This window comes from Streptomyces johnsoniae (genome assembly GCF_031845565.1).
Lineage (GTDB): Bacteria > Actinomycetota > Actinomycetes > Streptomycetales > Streptomycetaceae > Streptomyces > Streptomyces johnsoniae.
The window spans coordinates 32,043-53,280 of sequence record NZ_JAVREV010000010.1 but is presented as its reverse complement, the minus strand read 5'-3'; the positions used below and the strand labels follow the sequence as shown (position 1 = coordinate 53,280).

General features: G+C 73.7%; 20 protein-coding genes. 14 read left to right on the top strand and 6 right to left on the bottom strand.

Going from position 1 to position 21,238, the window contains the following annotated elements:
• The first annotated feature begins 906 nt into the window (after window positions 1-906).
• Together RM779_RS18710 and RM779_RS18705 are read left to right on the top strand one after the other, a co-directional pair.
• Window positions 907-2,901 carry a glycoside hydrolase family 9 protein gene (locus tag RM779_RS18710; RefSeq protein ID WP_311618874.1) on the top strand — a complete coding sequence of 665 codons (1,995 nt, stop codon included), beginning with the start codon at window positions 907-909 and terminating at the stop codon, window positions 2,899-2,901.
• Complete coding sequence (locus RM779_RS18705; RefSeq protein WP_311618873.1) at window positions 2,898-3,497, top strand: hypothetical protein; 600 nt, start codon at window positions 2,898-2,900, stop codon at window positions 3,495-3,497. Before RM779_RS18710 ends, RM779_RS18705 begins: the two co-directional genes overlap by 4 nt.
• Window positions 3,498-3,675: 178 nt before the next feature.
• On the opposite strand, the gene RM779_RS18700 is transcribed toward RM779_RS18705, so the two are convergent.
• On the bottom strand, window positions 3,676-4,605 hold the full coding sequence (locus RM779_RS18700; RefSeq protein ID WP_311618872.1) for a dihydrodipicolinate synthase family protein: 930 nt from the start codon (window positions 4,603-4,605) through the stop codon (window positions 3,676-3,678).
• Between the two features lie 158 nt (window positions 4,606-4,763).
• Here RM779_RS18700 and RM779_RS18695 point away from each other — a divergent pair, with 158 nt between their 5' ends.
• Window positions 4,764-5,615, top strand: coding sequence for a helix-turn-helix domain-containing protein (locus tag RM779_RS18695; protein WP_311618871.1), 852 nt, complete (start codon window positions 4,764-4,766; stop codon window positions 5,613-5,615).
• A gap of 8 nt (window positions 5,616-5,623) precedes the next feature.
• On the opposite strand, the gene RM779_RS18690 is transcribed toward RM779_RS18695, so the two are convergent.
• On the bottom strand, window positions 5,624-6,238 hold the full coding sequence (locus RM779_RS18690; protein ID WP_311618870.1) for a mycothiol-dependent nitroreductase Rv2466c family protein: 615 nt from the start codon (window positions 6,236-6,238) through the stop codon (window positions 5,624-5,626).
• A gap of 260 nt (window positions 6,239-6,498) precedes the next feature.
• Between RM779_RS18690 and RM779_RS18685 the strand changes: the two genes are divergently transcribed.
• The 8 genes from RM779_RS18685 (at window position 6,499) to RM779_RS18650 (ending at window position 14,853) form a co-directional block, all read left to right on the top strand.
• Window positions 6,499-7,182: an ABC transporter ATP-binding protein gene (locus RM779_RS18685; RefSeq protein WP_311618869.1), complete on the top strand. Its 684-nt coding sequence runs from the start codon at window positions 6,499-6,501 to the stop codon at window positions 7,180-7,182.
• Window positions 7,179-8,819, top strand: coding sequence for a hypothetical protein (locus RM779_RS18680; RefSeq protein WP_311618868.1), 1,641 nt, complete (start codon window positions 7,179-7,181; stop codon window positions 8,817-8,819). The genes RM779_RS18685 and RM779_RS18680 overlap by 4 nt, the downstream gene beginning before the upstream one ends.
• Before the next feature lie 11 nt (window positions 8,820-8,830).
• Window positions 8,831-9,481 carry a maleylpyruvate isomerase N-terminal domain-containing protein gene (locus RM779_RS18675; RefSeq protein ID WP_311618867.1) on the top strand — a complete coding sequence of 217 codons (651 nt, stop codon included), beginning with the start codon at window positions 8,831-8,833 and terminating at the stop codon, window positions 9,479-9,481.
• Window positions 9,482-9,787: 306 nt separating this feature from the next.
• Window positions 9,788-10,510, top strand: coding sequence for a lytic polysaccharide monooxygenase (locus tag RM779_RS18670; RefSeq protein ID WP_311618866.1), 723 nt, complete (start codon window positions 9,788-9,790; stop codon window positions 10,508-10,510).
• A gap of 143 nt (window positions 10,511-10,653) precedes the next feature.
• On the top strand, window positions 10,654-11,841 hold the full coding sequence (locus tag RM779_RS18665; RefSeq protein ID WP_311618865.1) for a 2-keto-3-deoxygluconate permease: 1,188 nt from the start codon (window positions 10,654-10,656) through the stop codon (window positions 11,839-11,841).
• Entirely contained in the window at window positions 11,838-13,049 is a 1,212-nt protein-coding gene (locus tag RM779_RS18660) for a four-carbon acid sugar kinase family protein (RefSeq protein WP_311618864.1), read from the top strand. Before RM779_RS18665 ends, RM779_RS18660 begins: the two co-directional genes overlap by 4 nt.
• Window positions 13,050-13,087: 38 nt before the next feature.
• A complete protein-coding gene (gene pdxA / locus RM779_RS18655) occupies window positions 13,088-14,086 on the top strand; it encodes a 4-hydroxythreonine-4-phosphate dehydrogenase PdxA (protein ID WP_311618863.1) in 999 nt (332 codons plus the stop codon).
• Window positions 14,086-14,853: a DeoR/GlpR family DNA-binding transcription regulator gene (locus tag RM779_RS18650; protein WP_311618862.1), complete on the top strand. Its 768-nt coding sequence runs from the start codon at window positions 14,086-14,088 to the stop codon at window positions 14,851-14,853. The genes pdxA and RM779_RS18650 overlap by 1 nt, the downstream gene beginning before the upstream one ends.
• 153 nt (window positions 14,854-15,006) lie before the next feature.
• On the opposite strand, the gene RM779_RS18645 is transcribed toward RM779_RS18650, so the two are convergent.
• The gene (locus RM779_RS18645) at window positions 15,007-15,957 is read right to left on the bottom strand and encodes a glycosyl hydrolase (RefSeq protein WP_311618861.1); all 951 of its coding nucleotides are present in this window, start codon (window positions 15,955-15,957) and stop codon (window positions 15,007-15,009) included.
• A 49-nt stretch (window positions 15,958-16,006) separates the two neighbouring features.
• The gene (locus RM779_RS18640; RefSeq protein ID WP_311618860.1) at window positions 16,007-16,684 is read right to left on the bottom strand and encodes a transglycosylase SLT domain-containing protein; all 678 of its coding nucleotides are present in this window, start codon (window positions 16,682-16,684) and stop codon (window positions 16,007-16,009) included.
• A gap of 286 nt (window positions 16,685-16,970) precedes the next feature.
• On the opposite strand from RM779_RS18640, the gene RM779_RS18635 reads away from it, so the two are divergent.
• Window positions 16,971-17,342, top strand: coding sequence for a VOC family protein (locus RM779_RS18635; RefSeq protein ID WP_311618859.1), 372 nt, complete (start codon window positions 16,971-16,973; stop codon window positions 17,340-17,342).
• 78 nt (window positions 17,343-17,420) lie between these two features.
• Here RM779_RS18635 and RM779_RS18630 read toward each other — a convergent pair whose 3' ends face one another.
• On the bottom strand, window positions 17,421-18,311 hold the full coding sequence (locus tag RM779_RS18630) for a LysR family transcriptional regulator (RefSeq protein WP_311618858.1): 891 nt from the start codon (window positions 18,309-18,311) through the stop codon (window positions 17,421-17,423).
• A gap of 79 nt (window positions 18,312-18,390) precedes the next feature.
• Here RM779_RS18630 and RM779_RS18625 point away from each other — a divergent pair, with 79 nt between their 5' ends.
• Window positions 18,391-19,347 (top strand): EamA family transporter, encoded by a 957-nt coding sequence (locus RM779_RS18625; RefSeq protein WP_311618857.1) that lies wholly within the window; start codon window positions 18,391-18,393, stop codon window positions 19,345-19,347.
• A gap of 413 nt (window positions 19,348-19,760) precedes the next feature.
• On the opposite strand, the gene RM779_RS18620 is transcribed toward RM779_RS18625, so the two are convergent.
• Window positions 19,761-20,405, bottom strand: coding sequence for a shikimate kinase (locus RM779_RS18620; RefSeq protein ID WP_311618856.1), 645 nt, complete (start codon window positions 20,403-20,405; stop codon window positions 19,761-19,763).
• Between the two features lie 427 nt (window positions 20,406-20,832).
• Between RM779_RS18620 and RM779_RS18615 the strand changes: the two genes are divergently transcribed.
• On the top strand, window positions 20,833-21,234 hold the full coding sequence (locus tag RM779_RS18615) for a MerR family transcriptional regulator (RefSeq protein ID WP_311618855.1): 402 nt from the start codon (window positions 20,833-20,835) through the stop codon (window positions 21,232-21,234).
• Window positions 21,235-21,238: the final 4 nt, after the last annotated feature.

Here is a 21,238-nt window from a genome sequence, read left to right as displayed (position 1 = left end):
CACTTTCCTGTGGCCGCGCGGACCGGCGCGGCCCTCCCGGCGGTTTCTCTGTTTGAAAAAGGAATGCGCCGGGTGTTGACGGAAGCCTGACGCGCTCCCACTATGAGGGACATTACCGCTGAGTGGGAGCGCTCCCATTGGCCGTGCGGATCGCTCTCGCTCGGCGGTGGTTCTCGTACCCATGCACAGGATCGAGAAGGGCCGCAAACATGCCACCCTCCCAAGGCATTTCCGCCGTCTGCCAGGTCGCCTGGCGTGGCGGCCGGCCGCCCGGACGCGAGGGCCGGGCCGGGCCGGAGGAGAACGCGGCCGCGGATCAGTGTCCGCGGCCGGACGACAGGAGTACCGCGGACCGGCGTCCGCCGCTCCGCACGCGGATACAGGAAGTCAACCGTCGCAGCTCGTTCAACCGGCGCAGCCGGGGAACGGGACTGTGAGCCCGCGGCGCGCGTCACCGCCTGGGACGCGCGCCGGCAGCTGATCGCAGCCCCCGCTTCCTGCCGTGGTGTCAGCCGCTCCGGGCCCCCTGCGGGAGGGGGTGTCCGGTGGGCAGCGGGTGCCGCCCGTTCCGCACCTGTCAGGGACGAACAGGTGCGGAACGGCCCCCCGCCCCGGATGGCCGTGTCGACGGGTCATGAAGTCATCCGGGGCGGGTGCGGCGACTCCGGGCGTGGACCGTTCGAAGTCGAAAGCGATCAGAGTATTGACGGGGCCATGTCGGCTCCGGACGATAAAGCCGCCGCCGCCGGGTGGGAGCGCTCCCAACCCGACTGCCGATCACCCATCCGGGGTGCTGAGGCAGTCACCACCCGGCGGCGGTTCTCGCATTGACTGCGAAGCAGGGAGAAGGGCCTACCGATGTCACCCCCCATTACCGACCGACCACCCGCAAGAACCCGCAGACGGATGCGCCCCACCGGCCTCCGCCGCGGCCTCGCCCCGGTCTTCGCCGCCTCGGTGCTCTGCGGCGGGCTGCTGGTGCCGGTGGCCTCCGGCGGCGCCCAGGCGCAGCCCCAGGCACAGGCGCCCACGTACAACTACGCCGAGGCGCTCCAGAAGTCCATGTTCTTCTACGAGGCGCAGCGCTCGGGCGCGCTGCCCGACGACAACCGCGTCGGCTGGCGCGGCGATTCGGGTCTGAACGACGGTGCGGACGTCGGTCTCGACCTGACCGGCGGCTGGTACGACGCCGGTGACCACGTGAAGTTCGGCCTGCCGATGGCCTTTTCCGCGACGATGCTGGCCTGGGGCGCCCTCGCCGCCGAGGACGGCTACGAGCAGGCGGGCCAGCTGGAGCACCTGAAGAGCAATCTCCGCTGGGTCAACGACTACTTCATCAGGGCACACCCCGAGCCCGACGTGCTCTACGCCCAGGTCGGCGACGGCCACGAGGACCACCGCTGGTGGGGCCCTGCCGAGGTCATGCAGATGGAACGGCCCGCCTACCGGGTCGACGCCGAGTGCCCGGGCTCGGACGTGGCGGCCGAGACCGCGGCCGCAATGGCGTCCGCCTCCCTGCTGTTCGCCGGGGACGACCCGGGCTACGCGGCCACGCTGGTGCGCCATGCCGAGGAGCTGTACGCGTTCGCGGACACCCACCGCGGCAACTACTCCGACTGCGTGCCCGCGGGTGACTTCTACCGTTCCTGGTCCGGCTACCAGGACGAGCTGGTCTGGGGCGCGTACTGGCTGTACAAGGCGACCGGCGACGACGCCTACCTGACCAAGGCCGTCAGCGAATACGACCTGCTGGGCACCGAGCCACAGACCTCGACACGCAGCTACCGGTGGACGATCGCCTGGGACAACAAGCAGTACGGTGCCTACGCCCTGCTGGCCATGGAGACCGGCGACCGGACTTACGTCGAGGACGCGAACCGCTGGCTCGACTACTGGACGACGGGCGTGAACGGGCAGCGCGTGCCGTACTCGCCGGGCGGCCAGGCGGTCCTGGACACCTGGGGGTCGCTGCGGTATGCGGCCAACACCTCCTTCGTCGCCCTGCTCTACGCGGACTGGCTGGCCGGAACGGACGCGGAACGGGCGGAGCGCTACCGGGAGTTCGGCGAGCGGCAGATCAACTACGCCCTCGGCGACAACCCGCGCGAGTCCAGCTATGTGGTCGGCTTCGGCGAGAACCCGCCGCAGAACCCGCACCACCGCACCGCCCACGGCTCCTGGACCGATCAGCTGACCGCGCCGGAGGAGACGCGGCACGTGCTGTACGGCGCGCTCGTCGGCGGGCCCGGCTCGGCCGACGACCGGTACACCGACAGCCGCCAGGACTACGTGGCCAACGAGGTGGCCACCGACTACAACGCGGCGTTCTCCGGCGCCCTCGCCCACCTGACGGCGCGTTACGGAGGCACCCCGCTGGCCGGCTTCCCGCCGGCCGAGGAGCCCGACGACGCCGAGCTGTACGTCGAAGGCGCGCTCAACGCGACGGGTGCGACGTTCACGGAGATCAAGGCCACCGTCCGCAACCAGTCGGCCTGGCCGGCGCGGGCGCTGGACGGCGCCTCCCTGCGCTACTGGTTCACGCTGGACCCGGGCGTCGACCCGGCGGGGGTGACGGTGACGAGCAACTATTCCGAGTGCCCCGGCCTGGAGACCGGCGTGCACCACGTCTCGGACGACCTCTACTACGCGGAGATCGACTGCTCGGGACGGCTCATCTATCCCGGCGGCCAGTCCCAGCACCGCGCCGAGGTCCAGTTCCGCATCGACGGGGGCGCAGGCTGGGACCCCGGCAACGACTGGTCCTACCAGGACGCCGGCGAGACGTCCGCCAGGGCCGCCCACATCACGCTGTACGACGGCGGCGAACTGCTCTGGGGCACCGAGCCCCCGGCGGCGGCCGCCGAACACCGGACGGACCCGACCCGGGGAGCGACGTCATGAGCACCGGAAATCCCTCACTGACCGCCGCGGACTCGCGACCCGCCGTGCCGCGGACCGCCCCCGTGCCGGTCCAGTTCCCGACGGGGGCGGGCAGGGCGCTGGCCGTGCTGCGGCTCGCCACCGGTGCGATCTTCCTGTGGGCCTTCCTCGACAAGACCTTCGGCTTCGGCTACGCCACCGCGTCCGGCAATGCCTGGGTCAACGGCGGCTCGCCGGCCGGAGGTTACCTGGGCAGCGTGTCGGGTGGCCCGATGGAGTCCACGTTCAACGCGTGGGCCGGCCAGATGTGGGTGGACTGGATGTACATGGCGGGCATGCTCGGCATCGGGGTGGCCCTCGTCGCCGGCGTCGGGCTGCGCGTGACCGCGTTCGCCGGCCCGCTGATGATGCTGTTCCTGTGGGCCGGTGAGTTCCCGCCGGCCCGGCACCTGTCGGACGGCACGCCCAGCAATTCGTCCAACCCGCTGGTCGACCAGCACCTCGTGTACGCCGTCGCCATGATCGTCGTGGCGGCCACCTCCGCCGGCCGGGTCTGGGGCCTCGGCCGGGCGTGGGAGCGGCTGGCGCTCGTCCGCCGCTATCCCTGGCTCCGCTGAGCCGGCCCGCGCATGGACCGCGGGTGCGCGAGGGGTGGGTGATGGCCTCCTCGCGCACCCGCTTTCACCTGTGTGCCCAACTGCGCGTCGGGCGCGAAAAGAGCGTGTGCCCGTACCGGCCGTGGGCCGGGGCCCTGACCTCCCCACGGCCGTCCGGCGCGGGGCCGCGACCAGGGGGTCAGCGGCTGCCCACCGGGTCCGCCAGAAGTTCGGGAACGGCACGCACCGCCGCCTCGCGCAGCGCGGGCACCGCCGTCTCCGGCACCGACCGGTGCGGCCAGCGGACGCGGGTGCCGACCTCGGCCCAGCCGCCGACCGCGCACAGCGCCTTGTCCAGCGCCGGATCGCTGAACCCCGCACGCGCCAGCGGCGCGACGTGCCGGTCGAGGAAGGCCCGCAACCGCTTCTCGACGTCGAGCGCCGCGGCCGGGTCGGCTGTCATCAGGTCGTACCAGCGCACCGCGCCAGCCGGGCTCAGACAGGCCACGTTCGAGTACGACCCGGCCGCCCCCTCGCGCCGTGCCGAGGCCAGCGTGTGGCCCGCGACGAACACCGCGAAACGCTCCGTCAGCCCACTCGCGACCGCGGCCCCCGGTACCTTCAGGCCGATCACCTCGGGCAGTTCGTCGCCGATGCGGGCGAGCAGCGCCCGGCTCACCTGCGTCTTCGCGTACGGCGGGTTGTAGAGCACCAGCGGCACCCCGCCGGCCGCCCCCGCCATGCGCCGCAGTGCGTCCAGGACCTCGTCGGGGGAGAGGGGCAGCCAGTCGGGCAGCACGACCTGAACGGCGCCAGGCCCCAGCGCGGCGGCGCGCCTGATGCGCCCGAGCGACACCTGGCCGCTGGGGTGGCCCGCCCCCAGCTGGAACGGCAGGCCGGCAGACGTGCACCGGGCGGCGACCATCTCGTGCAGCCGGTCGCACTCGGACTCCTCCAGAGTGTGGAACTCCCCGGCCGTGCCGTTGGTGTAGACGCCGTGCACCCCCGCCCCGAGGACGGCCTCCAGCGCGGCCTCCAGGCGGCGGAAGTCGATGGTCTCGTCCGGGGCGACGGGCAGCAGCACGGTGGACCAGACCCCCGCCAGGCTCCCGGAGTTGAGTGCGTGCATCGTCTCCCCAGGGACGTATGGCGCGGACATGGGACATCGTATGTCCGGGTTTTCCGCCGGTCCATACCCCGGCGGCTGCCGGGTCCTGGCAATCCTGGTTCCCGCACGGCCACGTTCGGGCGCTCACGCCGCCCCATTCCCGGCCTAGCCTCGATGGCATGGGAGAAGACGAGCCCGCCCGCGGCAACGTGCTGGGCGCTTTCCTGCGCACCCGGCGCGCTTCGCTGCGGCCCGAGGACGCCGGACTGCCCGCAACCGGCCGCCGCCGGGTGCCGGGACTGCGCCGTGAGGAGGTCGCCCTGCTGGCCGGAGTGAGCACCGACTACTACCGGCGCCTGGAACAGGGCAGGGAACGGCACCCCTCGGCGCAGGTACTCGACGCGGTGGCGGCCGCGCTGCGCCTCGACGCGCGGCATGCGGCCCACCTCCGCAGCTTGGCACCGACCGCACAGCGCGTCCCCCGCACGGTGCGCACCGAGCGGGTGGACCGGCGCCTGCGGCAGATGATTCACACCTGGTGCGACACGCCCGCCTTCGTCCTCGGCCGCACCGGCGACATCCTCGCCCGCAACGGGCTCGCCGACGCCCTGCACGCCCCGTTCGCCCGGTCCGACAACCTGCCGCGCATGACGTTCCTCGACCCGGCGGCGCGCGACGTCCACCGCGACTGGAGCCGCGGTGCCGCGGCGTGTGCCGCCCTGCTGCTGCGGGCGGCGGACACCTGCGCGAACGACCCGGGGCTCGTGCGGCTCGTCGGCGAACTCTCCGTGCACAGCCAGGAGTTCCGCACGCTGTGGGCCCGCGGCGACATGCGCGGCAGGCTGGGCGGTACCGCGCTGTTCCGCCATCCCGAGGTGGGCGATCTCGACCTGCACTGCGAGACGTTCACCGTCGACAGGGCGCGCGGCCAGCGGCTCGTCGTCCACCACGCGGAGCCCGGCAGCCCCTCCGCCGACGCCCTGGCCCTGCTCGGCTCGCTGGCCGCCCCGGGGCCGGCGCGCGGCGGCTGACCGCCGGCTCAGCCGGTCGGCGGCTGCTCCGGGCGCGAGCGCTTCAGCTCGTGGAATCCCGGCTCCCCGGCCAGCAGCAGCACCCCGTCCCACAGCCGTCCGGCCTGCTCGCCGCGGGGCACCGGGGCGACGACGGGGCCGAAGAACGCCGCCCGGCCGCCCCGTTCGCCACCGACCGCGATGACCGGGGTGCCGACCTCGGGCCCGACCAAAGCCATCGCCTCCGCATGCGAGGCGCGCACCGCCGGGTCCCAGCCGGGGGAGTCGGCTGCCGACGCCAGCCGCGCGGGCAGCCCTGCCTCGGCGAGTGCCGCCCCGGCCGTGTCCCACTCGCCACGCTCGTGGAGCCGGGCCCCGAGTGCCGTGAACAGCCGGCCGAGCGCCTCCTCGCCGAACTCCTCGGCCACCGCGGCGCAGATGCGCACCGGCCGCCACAGGAAGTCGCCCCACTCGCCCTCGGGATTGTCCTGGCGGCCCTCGTTGAGCACCGCGAGGCTCATCACGCGCCACCGCACCGTCACCGGCCGGACGCGCTGCGCCTCCAGCATCCACCGCGACGTCAGCCACGTGTAGGGACACGAGGGATCGAACCAGAAGTCGGCGGTCAACGGGCCCTCGAACACGGCGCCTCCACACGGCGGGTCGGGACGGGGGACCCCCGATCGTACGCGCGCGAGCGTGCCCCGGCGTCCTGTGAACGCCCCGCGGCCGGGCAGCCTGCCGCCGGACCCCAGGGAAGGCCGGCCGGTGACGGACAACCTGACGGGCCGCGCCCGCCCGGGTCGGCCGCCGGGGCCCGAACGCCCTGCCCGCCGCGCCCTGACGTACGGTGAAGGCCGCCCGGCAGCACGCCGGGACCGTGTACAGGGGGACCAGACCCATCGTGTTGATCCTTGCCGGAGTCAGCCGCGCCTACGGCGAGCAGCAGGTGCTCGGCCCACTCGACCTCGACGTCTCGGTGGGGGAGTGCGTCGCCCTGCTCGGGCGCAACGGCTCGGGGAAGTCCACGCTGCTGCGGCTGGCTGCCGGGCGCGAGGAGCCGTCCACGGGGCGCGTCGCGTTCGACGGCCTGCCGATGAGCGAGGACGACCCGCGGATCCGTTCCAGGGTCGCCGTCGTCGGCGACCCGCCCGCCTGCTACCCCGACCTGACCGTGCGCCAGCACCTGGAGCTGGTCGCCGTCGGCCATCGCGTGCCCGAACCGCAGGCGCGCATCGACCTGGCCCTGCAGACCCACCGGCTGACCGGGCGCGCCGCGGCGCTGCCCGCCGAGCTGTCCTCCGGCCAGCTCCAGGAGATGCTGCTCGCCGCCGCACTGCTGCGGCCCATGGACCTGCTGCTGCTCGACGAGCCCGAGCAGCGGCTCGACCCCGCGGCCAGGGAACGGCTGGCCGCACGGCTCGCCGAACGCCGCGCGGCCGGAACCACCCTGCTGCTCGCCACCCACCACCGCGCACTCGCCCGGGCCGTCGCCGACCGCGTGCTCGTGCTCGACCGCGGCGTGGTCACCGCGGAGGGCCCGCCCGGGCACGTCCTGCCCGAGGAGGCCGACGGGGACCCGGCATGACCGCCCCGGAGGCGCTCCGGTGGCTGAGGGCCCGGCGCGGCGCCGCGCGACGGCGCACGTCCGGCTACGCCGCCTACGTCACCCTCGTGCTGCTCACCAGCTGGTACGGCCTGTACGCGATCGGGCTGGCCATGCAGATCAGCAGGGACGGCGGCCCCTTCCCCGCGCACGAGGAAGCGGTGCGCGAGGCGTTGCCGTTCGGCGCCGTGGCGGCGGGGCTCGTCGCCCTGTGCCTGATATTCGGCGACGCGCTGTGGCGCGGGCCCGTGCTGCTGCCCCGGCCGGACGCCGACTGGCTGCTGCCCATGCCGGTGCCCCGGTGGCCGCTGCTGCGGCCCTGGTTCCTGCTGTCGCTCGGCCTGCTCTGCCTCGGCGCGCTGCTCGCCGGGCTCGGCCTCGGGCTCGTCCTCGCGGCGGCACGGCTCGGCGATCCGGGCCCGCTGATCCTGGCGTGCACCGGGCCCGCCGTCTGCCTCGCCCTGCTGGCCGTGGCCGGAGCCGTCGCCGTCCAGCGTTTCGCGGCGGCCGCCCGCCTCGCACGCGCCGCGGCGGGCCCCGCCCTGCTCGGCGCGCTGCTGCTCGCCGTGCTGGCCGCCCGGGACGCGGCCGAGCCGGGCGGCGGCGCGCCCGAGGCGGTGCGCACCGCGGTCCTGTGGTCCGGCCCGTGGGGCTGGGCGGCGCAGCCCGCGCTCGCGGCGGCCGGCACGCACCCCCCGTACTGGCAGGCCGCCGCGGCCCTGCTCGCCGCCGCGGCGGCCGTGGCCCTCGTTCCGCTGCCGCGGCTGGTCCGCGGCATGCCCGCCGCCGTGCTGCGCACGCGTTCCCGCGCGGTCGGGCGCGTCGCCGGCGGGCTGCTCGCCATGGACCTGCGCACCGTGCGGCTCGCGATGGCGGCCGCCGCCACGGGCGCCGCCCGCGGTGCCGGCCCGCCCGGGCGGCTCGCCCGCCTGTCCCGCCGCCTGCGCCCGCCTCGTCGGCTGTGGCTCGCGGTGCTGTGGCGCGACACCGTCGCGCTGCTCGGCGCCCCTCGCCGCCCGGCGGCGGCGCTCCTGCTCCTCGCCGCCGCGTTCACCGCGGCAGCCGCCACCACCGCGGCCTCAGGTGCCGCCGCCCTCGTGCCGACCGCCCTCGCCGTCTGCCTCGGACACGCGGCCGCCGCCCGGCTGGTGGAAACGGCCCGCCTCGACGCCGACGACCCACGCCGGGCGGCCCAGTGGTGGCCCCGCTCGGCGGCGGCGCTCACCCTCGCCCACGCCGTGGTGCCCACCGCCGTGCTGCTGCTCGCCGGACTGCCTTTCGCGGTGCCGCTGGACCTGACCACCGGTGTTCCCGCGGTCTCCCTGCTGTTCGCCGCGGCGCCGGTGCTGACCGCGGGCGCGCTGATGGCGGTGCACCGGCCGGTGCTCCCCGGCTGGGTCCTGCACAGCGGCATGCTCGGCGCTTCGGGACCGGCCCTGGCCGCCACCTGGTACGCGGCGGGCCCGCTCACCGCCGTGACCGGGCTGACGGTTCTGCTGACACCGCAGCTGTCCGGGGGCACGGCCGCCTGGCCGGCCTTCTTCCTCTGCTGGTCGCTGGCCGCCGCGCTGCTGGCCGGCGCCTGGTCGCGGGCCCGCCGGGCGGGCCGCGGGCGATAGCGTGGCGTTCCATGCCAGGAACGCCGCAACCACCCCCGCTCCCCGTCACCGCCGACGATGTCGCCCGAGCCGTGCGGCTCGCCCTCACCACCCTCGCCGAGGCGTCCGGCGCGGACTGGGAGCACAAGGCCGGCGGGCTGGAGTGGACCTGCTGGGAAACCGCCGAGCACCTTGCCGACGACCTGTTCGCCTACGCCGTCCAACTGGGTCCCCGCACGCCGCCGCTGGACGGCGAGGTGCCGTTCGTGGCCGGGAGCCGCAGACCCGGCGGCCCGGCGATCAGCGTGCGCGCCGACCGTTCCGCCGGGCCTGCGGGCCTGCTCCAGGTCCTGGAGTCCTGCGGGGCCCTGCTGGCCGCCATGGTGCGCACGACGCCGCCGCACGTCCGCAGTTACCACAGCAACGGGGTGTCGGACCCGGAGGGCTTCGCCGCCATGGGGATCGTGGAGACCCTGGTCCACACCCACGACCTGGCCGAAGGGCTGGGCCGGCCGTGGTCCCCGCCCGCCGACCTGTGCGCGCCGGTCCTCGCCCGCCTCTTCCCCGATGCCCCGGCCGGCACCGACCCATGGTCCACGCTCCGGTGGGCCACCGGCCGCGGCGAGCTTCCCGGCCATCCGCGACTCACCACGTGGCGATGGGACGGCACCCCCAGGCCATAGCGCGGTGGGGCGGCCCGCCGGCCGCGGCGCCGCCGACGAAGTTCGGCCGTCCGCGGACCGGGCCGTCCCCGCCCCGAAGCGGCGGGCGGGCGGGCGCGCCGGCGGGTGCGGCGGGCCACGGGATGCGCGTGGTGCGCATGCCGCCGGTGCCGCGACGTTCGCCCGGCGCCTCGGCCTTCCCGGCGGGGCGGTGCCGACGCCGCGTTTTGGCGGGAAGGGCCCTGACCGGCTTCCGGCCCCCGGCGCACACTGTCGGGCACGGGCGGGCACCGCCGGTGGTCCCGCCGCTCGAGGGAGGACTCCCGCATGAGACCCGCCGACCCCGAAAGATCCCGCTCCTGGCTGTCGCGCGGCTCCGTCGTCGCGCTGGCCACCGCGCTGTGCACGGTGCCGTGGACGGCTCCGGCGCACGCCCACGGCACGGTCATCGACCCCGCCTCCCGCAACTACAGCTGCTGGCTGCGGTGGGCGGACGACTGGCAGAACCCGGCCCTCGCGGCGCAGGACCCCATGTGCTGGCAGGCATGGCAGGACGACCCGGACGCGCTGCTGCTGTGGGACCAGGTGTCGAAGACCGGCGCGGGGATCGGCCCGTACAACAACTGGAACGTCCCCGACGGGCAGTTGTGCAGCGCGGGCGGCGCGGCGGGCGGGCGGTACGACTCGCTGGACGCGGTCGGCTCCTGGCACCCCACCGTGATCACCGACCCCTGGGACAACTTCACCGTGTCCGTGCACGACTCCGCCATGCACGGTGCCGACTACTACTGGATCTACGTCAGCCGACCCGGTTACGACCCCACCGCCGAGCCGCTGAGCTGGGACGATCTGGAGCTCACCCTGACGACGGGCAGCTACGAACCCGACTGGGGCGCGCCGTCGCCCGAGCCCCACCTCCCCGGCCGCACCAACACGGTCTGGACGAACGCCTCCACGGACCACAGCGGCCCGGCCGTCGTTCTCACCGTCTGGAAGCTGGCCGACCAGGACGAGTTCCACTTCCTGTGCAGCGACGTCCTCTTCAGCTGACGTTCCGAGCCGTCGTCCGGAGTCGGCGTCCCGAGCTGAACTCCTGCCCTTGCCCGTCCTGACCCCGCCCGCGGTGGCCCGCGCCTGAATGCGTGAAGTGAGCAGCTTGCGCGAAACGCGCACGCAGTCGTAGGGTCGCCGACGTGCCGACTCCCCGAGGGCCGGTCTACGAGGACGTGGATGGAAGGCAGGCCGCCATGGCGATTCCGATCAAGGCAAGCGTGGAGCGCGTACCCGGCGGGATGATGCTGGTACCGCTCCTCCTCGGGGCGGTGATCAACACCATTCACGACGGGACCGGGGAGTTCTTCGGCTCCTTCACCGGAGCGCTGTTCTCCGGCTCCCTCACGATCCTGGCCGTGTTCTACGTCTGCATGGGCGCCACGATCGACGTGAGGACAACGCCCTACATCCTGAAGAAGGGCGGCACGCTCCTGCTCACCAAGGCCGGGGTCGCGGTCGTCGTGGGAGTCATCCTCGGCCACTTCATCGGGGAGGCCCCGGTCGACGGCGGCGCGTTCGCGGGCATCTCCACACTCGCCGTCGTCGCCGCCCTCAACGACACCAACGGCGGCCTGTACATGGCGCTCATGGGCCAGTTCAGGCGCTCCAAGGACGCGGCCGCGTACTCCCTGATGAGCCTGGAGTCGGGGCCGTTCCTCACCATGCTCACCCTGGGCGTCGCGGGCCTCGCGGCGTTCCCCTGGGAGACCATGCTCGGCGCGATCCTGCCGCTGATCGTGGGCATGCTCATAGGCAACCTCGACCCGCAGATGCGCGCCTTCCTCGCCCCGGCCGTCCCCGTCTGCATCCCCTTCTTCGGCTTCGCGCTCGGCTCCGGCATCGACCTGGGCACCGTGTGGACGGCGGGCCTGCTCGGCGTCGGGCTCGGCCTGTTCGTCCTGGTCGTCAGCGGCAGCACCCTCTTCGTCGCCGACCGCATGGTCGGCGGCAGCGGCCTGGCGGGCCTCGCCGCGGCCTCCACCGCGGGCAACGCCGCCGCCGTGCCGGCCCTGGTCGCCGCCGCCAACCCGGCCTACGAGGCGGCGGCGGAGAAGGCCACCGTGCTCGTGGCCGCCTCCGTCGTCGTGACCTCGCTCCTGGTGCCGGTCATCACGCTGGCCTACTACCGGCACCTGCAACGGCGTTACCCCGACCAGTACCCCCCGGACTCCGCACTCGACGCGGCCGCGGGCCCGGCGCCGCCCGCGCCCGCGAAATCCGGCCCGGGACGGGACGATACGGAGCCCGACGGTACGAGCCCCGCCGCCGACGATGCGCGAAACGCGCAAGAACGGGAGCGGCCCGTCGACAGGACCGAACGCGCATGAACGCCCACCCCGCCGTCCTGATCGTCGCGGACGACCTCTCCGGAGCCGCCGACAGCGCCGTCGCGCTCGCCGCCCGCGTCCGTACCACCGTCGTCCTGGAGGCCGCCGCGCCCTGGCCCGACGCCCCGGTCATCGCCGCCGACACCGACAGCCGCTACCTGCCCGGGCCGGACGCCGCCGCCCGCGTCGGGGCGGCCGTCGGCCGTGCCGGGCCCGGCACCCTCGTCTACAAGAAGATCGACTCGACCCTCCGTGGCAACATCGGCCCCGAGACGGCGGCCGCCCTCGCCGCGCTCCGCGGCCGCACGGGCCGACGCCACCTCGCCGTCGTGGCCCCGGCGTTCCCCGCCACCGGCCGCACCGTGCGCGACGGCCGCGTTCTCGTCGACGGCGAGCCCGTCGAAGCGCGGCATCAGGAACGCAGGCCGCTCGCCGAACAGTTGACGGCCGCGGGTCTGACCGTTGCGGCGCTCGGCCTCGCCACCCTGCGCGACGGCGGGGCCGCCGCCGCGCTGGCCGCCGCGGCGCCGCACACGGACGCCGTCGTCGTGGACGCCGTGACCGACGAGGACCTCGCGCGGGTCATGGCCGCAACCGCCGGGCTGCCCGCGCTGCTGGTCGGCTCGGGCGGCCTGGCCCACCACCTGCCCGGCCTGCCCGCGCCGGCCGGGCGGCCCGACGACCGGGCGGGCCCGGCCGGCCCCTTCCTCGTCTGCATCGGCAGCAGGACCGAGGTGGCCACGGCACAGCGTGACACCCTGGCCGGCGAACTGCCCGCCCTCGCCGTGCCCGTGCCCTCCGCGCCGGCCCCCGCGGCCGTCGCCCGGGCCCGCATCACCGCCGAACTCGCCGCGGACCGGCCCGTGGTCGCCTTCCCCGACCCCGCCGAGCCCGTCCGCCCCGACCGGGCCGCGGCCGTCGCCGCCGGCCTCGCCGCCGTCCTGCGGCCCGCGCTCGCGGCGGCCGGCACTCTCGTCGTCACCGGCGGCGAGACGGCCCGCGCCGTCCTGCTCGCCGCGGGCGTTGCGGCCCTCGACGTGCAGGGCGAGACAGAACCCGGGGTCGTCCACCTGCGCACCCCCGCCGGACTGTCCGTCATCACCAAGGCTGGTGCGTTCGGCGACGCACGCACCCTGCTGCGCGTCGTTCGCGCCGCCTCCGCGCCGCCGGGGCCCGCGCCCGCGGCAACCGGGCCTTCCCGGCCCTGATTTGTCTCCCCCGCACCTCCTCAGGAAGGCTGGCCCTCATGTCCCACCCCGTTGTCGCGATCACCATGGGAGATGCCGCAGGCGTCGGCCCCGAGGTCGTCGTGAAGGCTCTGGCCGGCGACGCCGCCCGCCTGCCGTTCCGCCCCCTCGTGGTGGGGGACGCCACCCGGCTGCGCCGCGCGGTCGAGCTGACCGGTGTCCCGCTCGACGTCAACCCCGTCGGCTCGCCCGAGGAGGCCGCCTGGCAGCCCGGCACCGTCGACTGCATCGACCTGCGCAACATCCCCGAGGACCTGCCGTTCGGCCGTCTCTCCGCCGTGGCTGGCGAGGGCGCCTACCAGTACGTGGCCGCCGCCACCCGGCTCGCCGGGGAACGGCGGGTCGCCGCCATCTGTACCGCCCCGCTGAACAAGGAGGCGCTGCACGCCGCCGGGCACAAGTACCCCGGCCACACCGAGCTGCTGGCCGAGCTGACCGGCACCCCCGAGGTGTCCATGCTGCTGTCCGCGCCCCGGCTGCGGGTCATCCACGTCACCACCCACATCGGTCTGGTCGACGCGGTGGCGAAGATCGAGCCCGGCCTGGTCGAGCGCACCATCAGGCGCGGCCACGCCACCCTGGCCGCCGCCGGCGTGAGCACCCCGCGCATCGCCGTCTGCGGCATCAACCCCCACGCCGGGGAGAACGGCCTGTTCGGCCACGGCGAGGAGGAGGAGAAGGTCGTGCCCGGCATCGAGGCGGTCCGGGCCGACGGCATCGACGCGCAGGGCCCCCTGCCCGCCGACACCGTGTTCTTCCGTGCTGTGCGCGGGGACTTCGACCTCGTCGTCGCGATGTACCACGACCAGGGCCACGGCCCGGTCAAGGTGCTCGGTCTCGACGCGGGCGTCAACATCACCGTCGGCCTGCCCGTGATCCGCACCAGTGTGGACCACGGCACGGCGTTCGACATCGCCGGCACCGGCCGGGCCGACGAGGCAAGCATGGTCGAGGCGCTCCGCCAGGCCACCGAGCTGGCCCCCGGAGGCGGCGACTGATGATGAACGGGGCGGCCAGGCGCCGCGAGATCCGCGACCTGCTCCGGGTGGGGCCCATCGCGGTCGCCGAGCTGTCGGAGCGGTACAACGTCTCGGAGTCCACGATCAGGCGCGATCTGGCCCGGCTGTCCGAGTCGGGGGAGATCGTGCGCACCTACGGCGGCGCGCTCTCCTCCAACACGGCCGAGGAACAGCCCCTGCGGGAACGCGAACAGCTCGCGGGGGCCGAAAAGGCGGCCATCGCCCGCACCGCCGAGCCGCACGCCGCCGAGTGCCGCCTGGTGCTGCTCGACGCCGGTACCACGGTCGGTGCCCTCGCCGGGCGGCTGGCCGCCCGCGGCGGCCTGACCGTGGCCACCACCGGGCTGACCTCCATCAACATACTGGCGGGCGTGCCCGGCATCGAACTGATCGTGCTCGGCGGCACGGTCAGGCAGCTCAGCCTCGGCATGGTCGGCCCGCTCGCGGAGTCCGCCGTGTCCCGCCTCACCGCGGACGCGGCGTTCCTCGGCGCCGACGGCGTCGTCGCCGGCCGCGGCATCTGCGAGGCACGGCCGGAACAGACCGCGCTCAAGCAACTGATGATCGACCGCTCCCGCGAGGTCTGCGTCCTGGCCGACTCCGGAAAGCTCGGCCGCGCCAACTCCCACTGGTGGGCGACCTTCGACCGGCGCTGGACCCTGATCACCGACGCCTCGGCGACCGAGGAGCAACTGCGGCCGTTCCACGCGGACCCGCTGTGCACCGTCGAGGTCGCCGCCCCCTGACCGGCCTCCGCCACCTCGGGTCACCGCCTGGCGACGGCTGCTCACCACAGTCCGCAGGAGTTGCCACCAACGGGCCTCGCCGGCGGCGCGGTGCGCCCGAGAACGCCGCCCGCGCCCCGGCCGACCGCACCCCCGGTTCCCGCCGGAGCCGCCTCAGCCGCCGAACGGCGGCGCCGTGAGGCCGTCGAGGCCGAGGGCGCGCGGGTGCCGGTAGAGGGCGCGGACGCGGGCGTCGTCGTTGGCGTCGGTGACCACGTCGGGCCAGCCCATGAACCAGGCCCACAGCGGCTGGTCGGCCAGCACCTCGTCCGACGGCAACTCGCCCACCTCGCCGAGCCCGATCGGCCGCCCCTCCGCGAGGTCGAGCAGGCCGCGGTAGTGCTCCGGCTCGTAGTGCCCGCCGTAGGTGTCCATGGCCAGCGCGTCGACCACGTCGAGCCCGGGAAAGTAGGGGGCGAACGGCTGCGCGCTGTCGTAGGCGGCGTTCGGGCTCCACACCCAGATCAGGTTTCTGAGGCCATGGTGACGCACCAGCCGGTCGAACAACTGCCGCCACAGCAGCGTCAGCCGCTCCGGCCGGCCGCCCCACCAGAACCAGCCGCCGTTCATCTCGTGGTAGGGCCGCCACAGCACCGGAACGCCCGCGTCCTGGAGCCGGCCGAGCACGGCGGCGGCGGCGTCGACCTGCGCGCACCAGCGGGAGTGGAGAGCAGAGCCCGGGTCGAGGACGGCGTCGAAGTCGGCGTCGGGCAGGTCCCGGATGATGCCGCCCTGGAACTCCACCGGTTCGTCGTCGGCCGGACAGACCGCGTGCCACGTGTACGTGACGACGGCACCGCGCCGGTGCCAGCCGACCGCCTCGGCGACGTTCGCCGCGCGCCGGTCGATGCCGTCCAGGGTGCCCGGGGCGGAGAAGCCGATCTCCTGCCCCCACAGGGCAGGGACGACCCCGGTGAGCTCGGTGATCCGCTCGGTCCACGCGGAGCCGTGCACCGGCTGATTGTGCTGGCCGGTCAGCAGCGCCCGGCCGCCGAGCCGGTACAGCAGGTCGAGGAGTGCTTCGGCGCGCGGACTGGCATCCGGGGTCACGGGGGAGGACGGCATGCGTGTCACCGTAACCGAGCGGCCGCGCGCCGCGTTCCGGACGGACTGGTCAGTAGGGGCCGTTGACGTTGTCCATGGAGCCGTAGCGGTCGGCGGCGTAGTTGCACGCGGCGACGATATTGGCGACCGGGTCGTACAGGTCGTACTCGGTGCCCTTGACGTGGTAGGCGTCGAACGTCGGCTGGATCACCTGGAGCAGGCCCTTGGAGGGAACGCCGTTGCGGGCGTTGATGTCCCAGTTGTTGATCGCGTTCGGGTCACCGCTGGACTCGCGCATGATGTTGCGGTGGATGCCCTCGTAGGAGCCGGGTATGTCGTGCTCGTCCATGATCGCCATGGCCTCGCGAATCCACCCGTCGAGTGTGTTCGGGTAGTCCGGCTCACTCGCCGGCTCACTCTCCGGCTCGGCGTTCTCCGAGGTGCTGTTCTCCTCCGCGGCGGGCTGCTGCGCCGGAGCGGGCGTGGGTAGGAGCGCGGACTGCTTCCCGCCGATGCCGTCGCGCACCGTGTTGACCTGCGCGCCCTGGGCCTCGGTGGTGAAGGCGACGGGGGAGACCGTGCCGGTGGCGACGGGGGAGGGGGCGACGGACTTTGTCGTCTGTGCGGCGGCGGCCTCGTCGGGGACGAGCGAGACGGCCGCCGCGGCAGCGCCTGCGGCGACGACGCCGGCGATCGAGACCCGGCGGGTCCTGGTCAGGCGAGGGCCATGGGTGCTGCTTGCGGACATGTAAGACGCACCTTTTCGAAATAGGGGGAATGCCGCGAATGCGGACGACGGCCATTCTTAGCGGGGCTGAAGCGGCCCGACAAAGCCGTGACCTACGTGCGGGCCCCGTAGCCCCGAGCGCCCGCCCGCCCCGCGATCCGCGCGCCGCAAGGGCCGACGCGGTACCGCGCCCCCTAAGCCGTTTCGTAGGTGACCGGCGTCACGTGCCGGGCGTCACAGCGAGCCCACAGATCGCCTACGGTTCGTGTCGGCGGCAATGCGCGCGGGGGAAACGGCGTATGCGGCCATGCCTCTCTCCGTTCACCACATCGTCGTCGACGCCCACGACCTGCCGTCCCGCGCCCGCTTCTGGGCCGCGGCACTGCGCTGGCGCGTGCTGTCCGAGCGCGAGCGGGACGTGGTGATCGGGCCGGACGAGGCGGCGCCGGTCGGCATGTGCTTCATGCCGGCCGTCGGGACCAAGCAGACCAAGAACCGCCTGCACCTGGACCTGACGACGACCGCGGGCGACCGCGACGCCGAGATCGACCGCCTCATCGCGCTGGGCGCCGAAGAAGTGGACATCGGCCGGACCGGCAAGGAGTCGTGGACCGTGCTGGCCGACATCGAGGGGAACGAGTTCTGCGTCGTGCGGCCGAAGGAGACGCTCATCGGCTGAGGAGACGGCGTCGCGCCGCCCGCTCGCGGCCCCTTCCCCAGCCTCCGACGCGCGTCCGCCACAGGCGGGCAAGGCGCTCTACGGGTCATGCCGGTTCCGCGCCGTGATGTCGAGTACGTCGAGGAACGCGGTCGCCGCCGGCGTGCGGCTGAAGCGGCTCCAGATGACGTACTCGACGCGGGCCGGTGCGTCGGCGACCTCGATGGTGATGACGCCGGTGAGCTGGGGCGCGTAGGCGGAGGGGAGCATGCCCACGCCGAGGCCCTGCCCGACGAGTCGGGCGATGAAGTCCGCGGTGGTCACCTCGAAGGCGACGTCACGGCCGAGACCGGCGGCCGAGAAGGCCTGGTCGGATTGTTCACGTCCGGCTGTCCCGGCCGGAAGGTCCACGAACACCTCGGACGAGAGCCTCCCCAGGCTGACCGCTGCTTCGCCGGCGAGCGGGTGGTCCGGCGCGACCACGGCGACGAGCCGGTCACGGGCGAGTTCACGGGCGGCGACACCCCGGGGTCGCGCCGTGGTCGGCAGCCCGAGGAATGCCACATCGATGGTTCCCTGCTCGACCCGCTCGACAAGGTCCTCGCTCGCGCCCACCCGCAGGCTGATGCGCACCTCCGGGTACTGCCGGCGGAAGTCACGCAGCGCGCCCGGGATGTCGACCGCGGCAACCGTAGGGATCAGGCCCACGGCGAGCCGTCCGCGTACCTCTCCCACGGCCGCGGCGACCTCGGCCGCGGCGCGTTCGGCGGCGTCCAGGCACTGGCGCGCGGCGGGGAGGAACGCTTCGCCGGCCGTCGTCAGCCGCACGCGGCGGCTGGTGCGTTCGAAGAGCCTTGCGCCGAGTTCCCGTTCCAGGCGCGCGATTTGGTGACTGAGGGCGGACTGGACCACGAGACATCGTTCGGCGGCGCGGGTGAAGCTGTTGGTCTCGGCGACGGCGAGAACGTAGCGCAGCTGCTGAAGCTCCATCGATTCATCTTGTATCGAGATTGATGCGATGACAAACATGTATTGGACTCATTGATCGCGTCGCGTTGAGACTCCGCATATGACAAGTCCAGCCGTACCGAGGGCTTCCGGCGGAGCCGGCCGGGGTGCACGTCGTGGAGATCTGTCTCGCACCGCCCTGACCGCGCTCGCTCCCGCGGTGTGGGGCACGACCTATGTCGTCACCACCGAGCTCCTCCCGCCGGGGCACCCACTGTTCGGAGGACTCCTGCGCGCGTTGCCCGCCGGCCTGATCGCGCTGGCGATCACCCGGACGCTGCCGCGCGGGGCGTGGTGGGGGAAGGCCGCGGTGCTCGGCGTGCTGAACATCGGCCTGCTCTTCCCCCTGCTGTTCGTCGCGGCCGAACGCCTGCCGGGCGGCGTTGCCGCGACCCTGGCGGCTACGCAGCCACTCGTCGTCGCCCTCCTGGCCGTGCCCGTTCTCCACGAACGCCTCTCCGCGCGGCGCTTGATCTGGGGGCTGGTAGGCGCGACTGGCGTCGGCCTGGTCGTGATCGGCCCGAACGCCGCGTTCGACGGCGTCGGCCTCGTGGCCGGCCTGGCCGGCGCGGCCGCCATGGCGTTCGGGGTGACGCTCACCAGGCGCTGGGGACGTCCCGCCGACATCGGCCCCACCGCGTTCGCCGGCTGGCAGCTCACCGCCGGCGGTCTGTTCCTGCTGCCCCTCACCATTCTCGGGGAAGGGCCCCCGCCCGAGATCGGCCCGACCGCGGCCCTCGGCTACCTCTGGCTCGGCCTGGTCGGCGGCCTGATCACCTTCGTCCTGTGGTTCCGCGGCGTCACGACACTGCCGCTCACCTCGGTCGCGGTTCTCGGCCTGTTCTCGCCGCTGGTCGCCGCGGTACTCGGCGCCGCCCTGCTCGGTCAGACCCTCGGCCCGGTCCAGCTCCTGGGGTTCGCGCTGTCACTCGCCGCGATCGTCGCGGGGCAGCTTCCCGAACCCACCCGCTCGCCCACCTCTGTTTCCCACCCCACGCAGGAAAGGACACCTCGATGAGGATCACCGTGATCGGAGCCGCAGGAATGGTCGGCTCGCGCGTCGTGCGCGAGGCCACGAGCCGGGGGCACGGCGTCATCGCCGTGTTCCGGAGGGAAAGGCCGGCGCTCCTGCCGCCCGGCGTGACGGCCGTCGAGGGGGGATGCGAACGACCCCCGCCACATGAGCGGGCACGAGGACACCGCCGTCACGACCACGACCGCGCTGCTCGACGCGGCCGCAACAGCCCAGGTGCGTATCCTCGTTGTCGGCGGCGCCGCCCCGCTGCGGGTTCCGGGACGCCCCGACCGGCTCGTCGTCGACAGCCCGCGGGCGGGGATGACCGAGCGGAACGCGTTGACACGACCGCTGCCCGCGCGGCGAGCGTTTCGGATTGTCGAACAGCGGTTCGCGGTTCGCGGCGCCGGCCGACGTCAGAGCCCGAACGCCGTGATCACCTGCTCAGCGAGATCGTCTTCCGTCAGCGCGGTGTCGACCCGGATGGTGCGCAGTCGGAGACGCTCGGCTTCCGCTTGGAGGCGCCTGGTGAACATGCGGTCCCGTTCGGCGATGTTGCGGTCGGCCTTTGCCGGATCACTGGTCTTCCGGACGAACCCTTCCCCTGGTACCGACCGACTCCGGATGGCGGCATGGCGGAATTCGGGGGTGGGAAGAAGCCAGACGGCGTGCTCAGGAGCAGCAAGCAGAGGTTTGACGAGGTGAGGCAGGAGCCGGAATCCCTCGACGATGACGTACGGCTCCTGCGGCAGGCGGAGAAGGTCTTCGACGATCAGGCCGAATCCCTCACCTCGAAACCAGTGGAACGTCTCAAGCATGACTTCCGGAGACCGGTTCACCCAGCGCTCGTCCATGTCCATGGCGATGAACTCGTGCAGAAAGGGGGCCTCCTCGGGGGTGGTCCGCCCCGCATGGTCCCGCATCACCTCGTCGGTCGGGTAGAGGCGCCAACCGCAGCGGTCGGCGAGCCGGCGGGCGATCGTCGACTTGCCCGCACCACTCCCGCCACCGATCCAGAAAGCGTGCCGCAGCCGTGCCGGAAGCTCCGCGGCGTCGGCCACCTCTTCATACGGTCCGGGCTGCATCTGTCTCCGATCAGACGGGACGGCCGAGGCGATCCTCACGGCCTTCTTGCGAAACTACCGCCCGCAGGATCGTCATGGCCTGCGGGCCGTTCACAGCGACGCGGTGCGTCCCGCCGGCTTCCTGCGGACAGGCCGTCTTCGCATACCGGGCCGGCGCGGAGACGGCAGCGGCCACTGTTGAGTATCGCGAGTCGTGCGGACCGACGCCTGCTGGTGTGCGCCGGCCGCAGGTGCACACGGCCGGCGGAACAGTTCGTGCACCGCCGGGTAGTTGCGATCGCCGTACCCCTCGGCCACGGCCCGCACGGCGCCGGTCGTTCGTTCATGATCTGAGTTGTCATGCCGGCGAAGTTAGACTGTCACATCAATGTGAGAGTCAACGCGATGAGTGGTGATCGATCCCATGCGCATCGGAGAGCTGTCCGCCAGAACGGGGGTCAGCGAGCGCTTGCTTCGGTACTACGAGGAGCAGGGCTTGCTGAGCCCGCAGCGGCTGCCGAGCGGATACCGCACGTATGCCGAGGAGGACGTCAGGACCGTGCGCGGCATCAGGACCCTGCTCGCCGCCGGGCTCAACACCGCGACGATCGCCCAGCTGCTTCCGTGCATGGCCGACGACGACGGGCGGCTCGTTCCCGTCTGCTCCGGCATGGGCCCCGACCTGCAACGGGAACGGGAGCGCATCGACGACGCGGTGTCCGACCTCTTGGCGGCACGCGACGCGCTGGACACCCTCATCTCGGCCGTGCCGGACGATTCCGCGGGCGCGGCGGCCTGCGAGGAGGCCGCGGGCGCGGCGGCGTAGGACC